The sequence below is a fragment of the Protofrankia sp. CiP1_Cm_nod2 genome (assembly GCF_920664355.1).
GTDB lineage: Bacteria > Actinomycetota > Actinomycetes > Frankiales > Frankiaceae > Protofrankia.
On record NZ_CAKKTL010000288.1, the window covers coordinates 1 to 5,828 of the forward strand.

At 70.6% G+C, this 5,828-nt stretch carries 5 protein-coding genes; 1 reads left to right on the top strand and 4 read right to left on the bottom strand.

Features of this window, described 5'->3' with window-relative positions; translation table 11 throughout:
• Positions 1-860: acyl-CoA dehydrogenase family protein (locus tag NBW84_RS21780; protein WP_250286939.1), on the top strand; the 860-nt coding region annotated here is incomplete at its 5' end.
• A gap of 59 nt (positions 861-919) precedes the next feature.
• On the opposite strand, the gene NBW84_RS21785 is transcribed toward NBW84_RS21780, so the two are convergent.
• From NBW84_RS21785 to NBW84_RS21800, 4 genes are all read right to left on the bottom strand, one after another.
• Positions 920-1,603, bottom strand: a complete 684-nt coding sequence (locus NBW84_RS21785) for a TetR/AcrR family transcriptional regulator (RefSeq protein WP_250286940.1) — start codon at positions 1,601-1,603, stop codon at positions 920-922.
• Positions 1,604-1,940: 337 nt separating this feature from the next.
• Complete coding sequence (locus NBW84_RS21790; protein ID WP_250286942.1) at positions 1,941-3,893, bottom strand: serine/threonine-protein kinase; 1,953 nt, start codon at positions 3,891-3,893, stop codon at positions 1,941-1,943.
• A 181-nt stretch (positions 3,894-4,074) separates the two neighbouring features.
• Entirely contained in the window at positions 4,075-5,106 is a 1,032-nt protein-coding gene (locus NBW84_RS21795; RefSeq protein WP_250286945.1) for a 2OG-Fe(II) oxygenase family protein, read from the bottom strand.
• A gap of 158 nt (positions 5,107-5,264) precedes the next feature.
• On the bottom strand, positions 5,265-5,828 hold a 564-nt coding region (locus tag NBW84_RS21800; RefSeq protein ID WP_250286948.1), incomplete at its 5' end, for a DUF427 domain-containing protein.

A 5,828-nucleotide genomic window follows, 5' to 3' on the forward strand; every position in this document is an offset into this window, starting at 1 on the left:
GCTACCCGCTGGCCATCGCCGGCAGCCCGGAACAACGCGCGACCCTGCTCCCGCGGCTGCTCGATGGCGACCTGCTGGGCGCCTACTGCCTGTCCGAGACGCACGCCGGCTCGGACCCGAGCGCGATGCGCACCCGCGCGGCCGCCACCACGGACGGCGGCTTCCTGCTGACCGGGACCAAGGCGTGGGTCACCCACGGCGGGGCGGCGGACTTCTACACCGTCTTCGCCCGCACCTCCGACGACCGCTCCGGCGGCATCTCCTGCTTCGTCGCCGACGCCACGAGCGACGGCCTGACCGCCCAGCCGCCGGAGCGGAAGATGGGGCTGCGGGGCTCCCCCACCGCCATCGTGAACTTCTCCGACGTCCGGCTGCCCGCCGACCGGCTGGTCGGACAGCCCGGGCAGGGGCTGTCGATCGCCCTGTCCGCGCTGGACTCCGGCCGTCTCGGGATCGCCGCCACCGCCGTCGGCCTGGCCCAGCGCGCCCTCGACGACGCGGTCGCCTACGCCCGGCAGCGCACGAGCTTCGGCAAACCGATCATCGAGCACCAGGGGCTCGGTTTCCTGCTCGCCGACATGGCCGCCGCCGTGGAGTCGGCACGCGCCACCACGCTCGCCGCCGCCCGCCGCCGCGACGCTGGGCTGCCGTTCTCCCGCCAGGCCAGCATCGCCAAACTGGTCGCCACCGACGCCGCCATGAAAGTCACCGAGGACGCCGTCCAGGTGTTCGGCGGTGCCGGCTACACCCACGACTATCCGGTCGAACGGTACATGCGCGAAGCCAAGGTCATGCAGATCTTCGAAGGCACCAACCAGATCCAGCGGCTGGTCATCAGCCGGCACCTCGCCTGCTCCTGACAGCTCCTCGCCCCGGCCCGGCACGCGCGCCCCGGCGGGCCGCCACTCCGTTCACACCGTCAGTCAGCCGGGCAGGCCGCTGGCCGTTCGGTCAGGCAAGGCTGTTCGGCGGCGTCCGCATCCGCGTCCGTATCCGCGTCCTGGACGATCCCGTGCAGCAGCAGTTTCGCCAGCTCGGCGTAGGCGTCGGCATCGGAGAGGCCGGTGACACCCGCGATCTCGCCCTGCTGAATGGCGACCATCGCAAGGGTCGCGACATGCCCGACAAAGGACGCGTGCACATCACGGAAAGCCCCGCCGGCCACCCCTTCGGCGACGAGCGTACGAATCCGCGCCGCCGCGACCCGCGTGTTGAGCTCGTAGACGTCGCGGGCCGGCGGGAAGGCTGCGAGATCCCGCCGGAAGGCCTCGGACGCCGGCTTCAGCTCCTCCGCCACGGCCGCCAGATAAGCGCCGACCCGCGCACCCGGATCCACGACCTCGGCCACCCGCCGCTCCACCTCGGCCGCGGCGGCACGGAAGAAGTGGACGACGACCGCGACGGCAAGCTGCTCCTTGCTGTGCGCCAGCGTGTAAAGGCTCGACTTCGAGCAGCGCAGCCGCGCGGCAAGATCAGCAAGTGTGAAGTGCGCGAACCCCTCACGCAGGAAAATCTCGACGAGCCGGTCGAACAGGTCGGACTGCCGAGACGTACGGCGGCTGCCGGAGCTCGGCCACGGATGGCCGTCGAGGGACACGGTCATGACCAGTACAACGTTACCGGCCCAGCGGACACGGCGGCCCGACGCGGCAGCACAGGACACCGGACACAGGAAGATCGCGACCGCCCCGAAGCCGTACCCGGCCGGCCCCGGATCGCGCGGGCAACGTCCGCCCGCCGCCGGACACGCACGGAGCAACGGTCAGCTAATCATCAGCGGCCACGCCGGCGACGACATTCGTTGACAGGCTGCGAAAAAGATCGCCGTATGTTTGTTGCCATGTACGCCAGCCGGGCCGAAAAACGTACCGAACGACGAACTCGTCCGGATCGTGCCCGTACGGAAGCCCGCGGACAGCGTCCACGGCCCGGCCGAGATTCTATCGCTGGAAGTCTATTCGCTTCAGGCGGTTCGGGTAGATGCTGAAACGGCCCAGGTCGTTGGTGCCGAAGAAATCGCAGCCGGTTCCGATGCCACCCCGCGCCGTCTGGCCGGTGAGCAGGGTGACGACCAGGTCGGCCTTGCCGTTCGGGGTGAACTGCTCGTCCGAGCGCAGCACCTCTATGCTTCTCATTTTCTCGAACGGGATGTCCTGGCCGCTGGACAGCGTGATGCCGTGCCCCACGGAGATGCAGTAGGACAGTGTTTCGGCCCGTACCGAGGTGGCCACGCCGTCCGTCGCGGTCAGCACCGCGGTCGCCTCGGACCATGGCCTCGTCCCGGAGAGCGCCGACGGACTGGCGCCTCCGGCGGCTCCAGAAACGGCGTCGCCCGAAACCGATGAAACCGGCAAAGGTGATGATGCGGATGAGGCGGACGAATCCGATGAGCCTCTCGATGACGACGAAGCAGACGATCCTGGTGAGGACGGCGAAACAATCGGGCCGCGCGAGCCGGCCGCCCCTGCGCTCGCCAGCGAGGCTTCGCCGTCACCGGTGCCGGTGAGGGTGGCCAGGGAAACGACCGCGGCGATGACGGCGGCCAGCAGGAAAGCGGTCACGACCGCCCACCGCAGCCGGCGCCGAGGCCTACGGCCCCGGTCGCCATCACCAGGGGGTACGGCCGGCGGCTGGAAGGGCAACGTGCCTGGCAATGGCGGCTGTGCCTGGTGCGGCCAGGGCGGCTGCGTGCCCTGCGCGCCATAGCCGGCGCCGATACCTGTGCTGTCCGCGCCGGTATCGGCGCCACGGCCGGCTCTCAGGCGCGGCTCGTGGCCACGGGCCTGGTACGCGGGTGTCTCCTGCTTGTTGAGGACATCTGCCGCCGGCGGTGGCGTCGCGGGCCTGAAAGCGTCTGCCTTGTCGGAAGCACCTGCCGGTGGCGGGGCCGCCGCGGGCCTGAAGGCACCTGCCGGTGGCGGCGGCCCCGCGGGCCTGAAGGCGTCAGCCGGTGGCGGTGGCGCTGTGGGTACATACCTGGCCGTCGGCGGCACCCGCTCGCCGGGTGCCGGCACGTGGCCGGCGGCCTGACGGATGTCGTCGTCGAGGCGCAGCCGGATGCTGGAGCGGGTGGTCCAGCCCGGGCCGTAGGCGTCGGCGGCGGCATGGGCCAGCTCGAGGGCGAAGGCGTGGGCGGAGGGCTGGCGGGCGGCCGGATCCTTGGCCAGGGCGCGCAGGACGACCTCCGCGACCGGGGCGGGCACCCCTGTCGGCGACGCTGGGACGACGTCGAGGTGCTGCTGCCACAGCGCGCGCACCGGCAGCTTCGGGTCGAACGGCGCCGCGCCGGTCAGCAGGTGGTAGAGCACGACCCCCAGCGCGTACAGGTCGGTGGCCGGGCCCAGCCGGCCACCGGTGATCTGCTCGGGGGCCATGTAGGCGGGGGTGCCCACGAGCGCGCTGGCGGTGGCCGCCGTCCCTTCGACGATCTTCGCGATCCCGAAGTCGGTGACCTTCAGCAGGCCCGTGGTGTCGAAGAGCATGTTGTCGGTCTTGATGTCGCGGTGCAGCATCCCCTGGCCGTGCGCGCAGGACAACGCCGTGGCCACGGCCAGCCCGGCCGCGCAGGCGTCCTCGGGCGGCAGGCCCACCCGGCGGCGGGTCAGCGTCCCCCCGCCCAGCAGCTCCATGATGATCAGATGCAGGTCCACGGTCTCGACGTAGTCGTAGACCCGGACCACATGCGGGTGGTCGATGCCGGCGAGCAGCCGCGCCTCGGCGGCGAAATCGGTGCCCGCGCCCTCCTGGGCCGCGGCCAGCACCTTGATGGCCACGGGCCGCTCCAGCCGGCGGTGCCGGCCCTCGATCACCAGCCCGAACGCGCCGGTACCGAGCTGGGTGCCCAGCTCGTAGGCGGGCAGCGCGGCGCCTATCCGCGCACGATCGACGATCACGGCTCGGCGTTCACCCCCGGACGGCACCAACTACCGCCCACCATCATGAAAACGTCCATATCCTCCGCACAAGCTGTTGCGATTCTAGCCACGCGACGTTGCATGACAGGCGGAAGGTCGTTGGCCCGACAGGCCAGGAAACACGCATCATCGGATCCGTTCGCCCCTCCCGCTGGGCGGTTCAGCGTCCGGCCGAGGTTTCCGCCAGCTCGGAGACGTACGGCCGGCCCTCCCGCCAGGCCGCTATCTGATCGGGACGGCCGTAGGTCCTGAGGTAGTCCTCGACCCCGTTCTCGGTGAGCTCGCCCAGCACCGCCGGTTCGAAGCCGGTGCCGTCCGCGCCGGCGAAGGCCGGCAGCGGCTCGAGCACGGTGTCGAGGCTCGGATGGTAGAAGATCCCGATGGACCGTCGGGTCACCGTGCCGCCGGCCACGACCCGGTGGCGGACGGGACGTAGCCGGCCGTTGGTCCAGCGGGTGAGGATCGTCCCCGAGAACACCTGCAGCGCGCCGGGCACGGCAGGCACCGGGATCCACCTTCCGTCGGGTAGCTGCACCTGCAGCCCGGTGTAGTCGCCGCTCTGGTGCAGGATCGTCACGGCCGAGGTGTCCGTGTGCTCCAGCAGCAGGAGTTTGTCCTCGTCGGAGGCGGTGTCCGGGTAGGTCCAGGTCGGGTAGTCGTTGACGACAAAGCTGGTGTAGTGGGGCTCGTCGTGCGGGAAGCCGCCGGCGGGCAGGCCGAGGATCCGCTCGTACAGGCCCAGCGCCCGCCGGGCCAGGCCGACGGCCGCGTCGATGTAGGCGAAGGTGACCTCGCGCAGGCCGGGGTCCTGCGGTGGCCAGACGTTGGCGTGCTCGTAGAGCCCGAGCCACCGCCGGCTGACCCCGGCAGCGGCGGCATCGGCCGGGTTGTCGAACTGGGCGATCGAGTACCGCTCGAGCTCCAGGCGGCCGAAGTCGTCGGGCCACTGGCGCCAGCCGCGGTAGGGATGCCCGGTGGGGCTGGCAAGCGTGGCCTTCTCGGCGCGGGGCAGCCGCAGGATGCGCCCGATCCGCCGCTCGAAGTCCTCGATCAGGTCCTGCGGGACGCCGTGGTTGACCACCTGGATCAGTCCGATGCTCTCGGCCGCGTCGCGGATCCGCCGCAGCAGGCCGGCGGGGGCGTCCTCGGCGAGGGCCGCCTGAAAGTCGATGACGGGAATCGTGTCGCTCATGGCGGATGTCCCTCCGGGGATGTCTCGGGGATTGCGGTGCCGGGATGTCGAGATCGGGAGCGAATTGTCAGGGCGAGGCGCGAACGGACCGTGGGATGAATAACAACAGATACGGGCAGATGCGGACAGATATGTGAAGTACGAGGCCGATACGCCGGTCAGGACCAGGGCGTGCTGGGGCGCGGCTGGCGGACACCGTCTACGGTCAGGTCGACCCGCTCGTTGAAGAACGCGACAAGACCAGCGATCTTCGGGATCTCTGGAATGGATTCGGCGTAGCTCCACGCGATGTCGTCGATCCGCGTACCGTCCGGTCTCTCGTGAGACCAGTACCGCGCTTCGCCCTTGTACGGGCAGCGGGTGCGGGTCGGTGCCGGTGTCAGCCGGTCCCATCGCACGTCGAGCTTGGGCAGGTAGTAACGGATCGGCAGCCCGGTCTCGAAGAGCAGGGTCGGATGGTGGGTGTCGGCCAACAGCTCGCCGCCGACACGGACCTCGACGTGCCGCGACGAGGGCAGCGCGTCGACACGCTTGTAGGGGTCGCGGGGGTGGACGAAGACCTCCTCGTCCTCCTCGTACCAGGCATCGGCCCTGTCCCAGTAGAAGGCGACATGGTCGGCGAGCTCGGCCGCCTCGGGGATCGGATCCGGGTAGGCCCAGACCGCGTTCTCAGCACTCCGATCACCGACGGTGATGGTGAAGTAGGACGCGTCGCCCTTGCG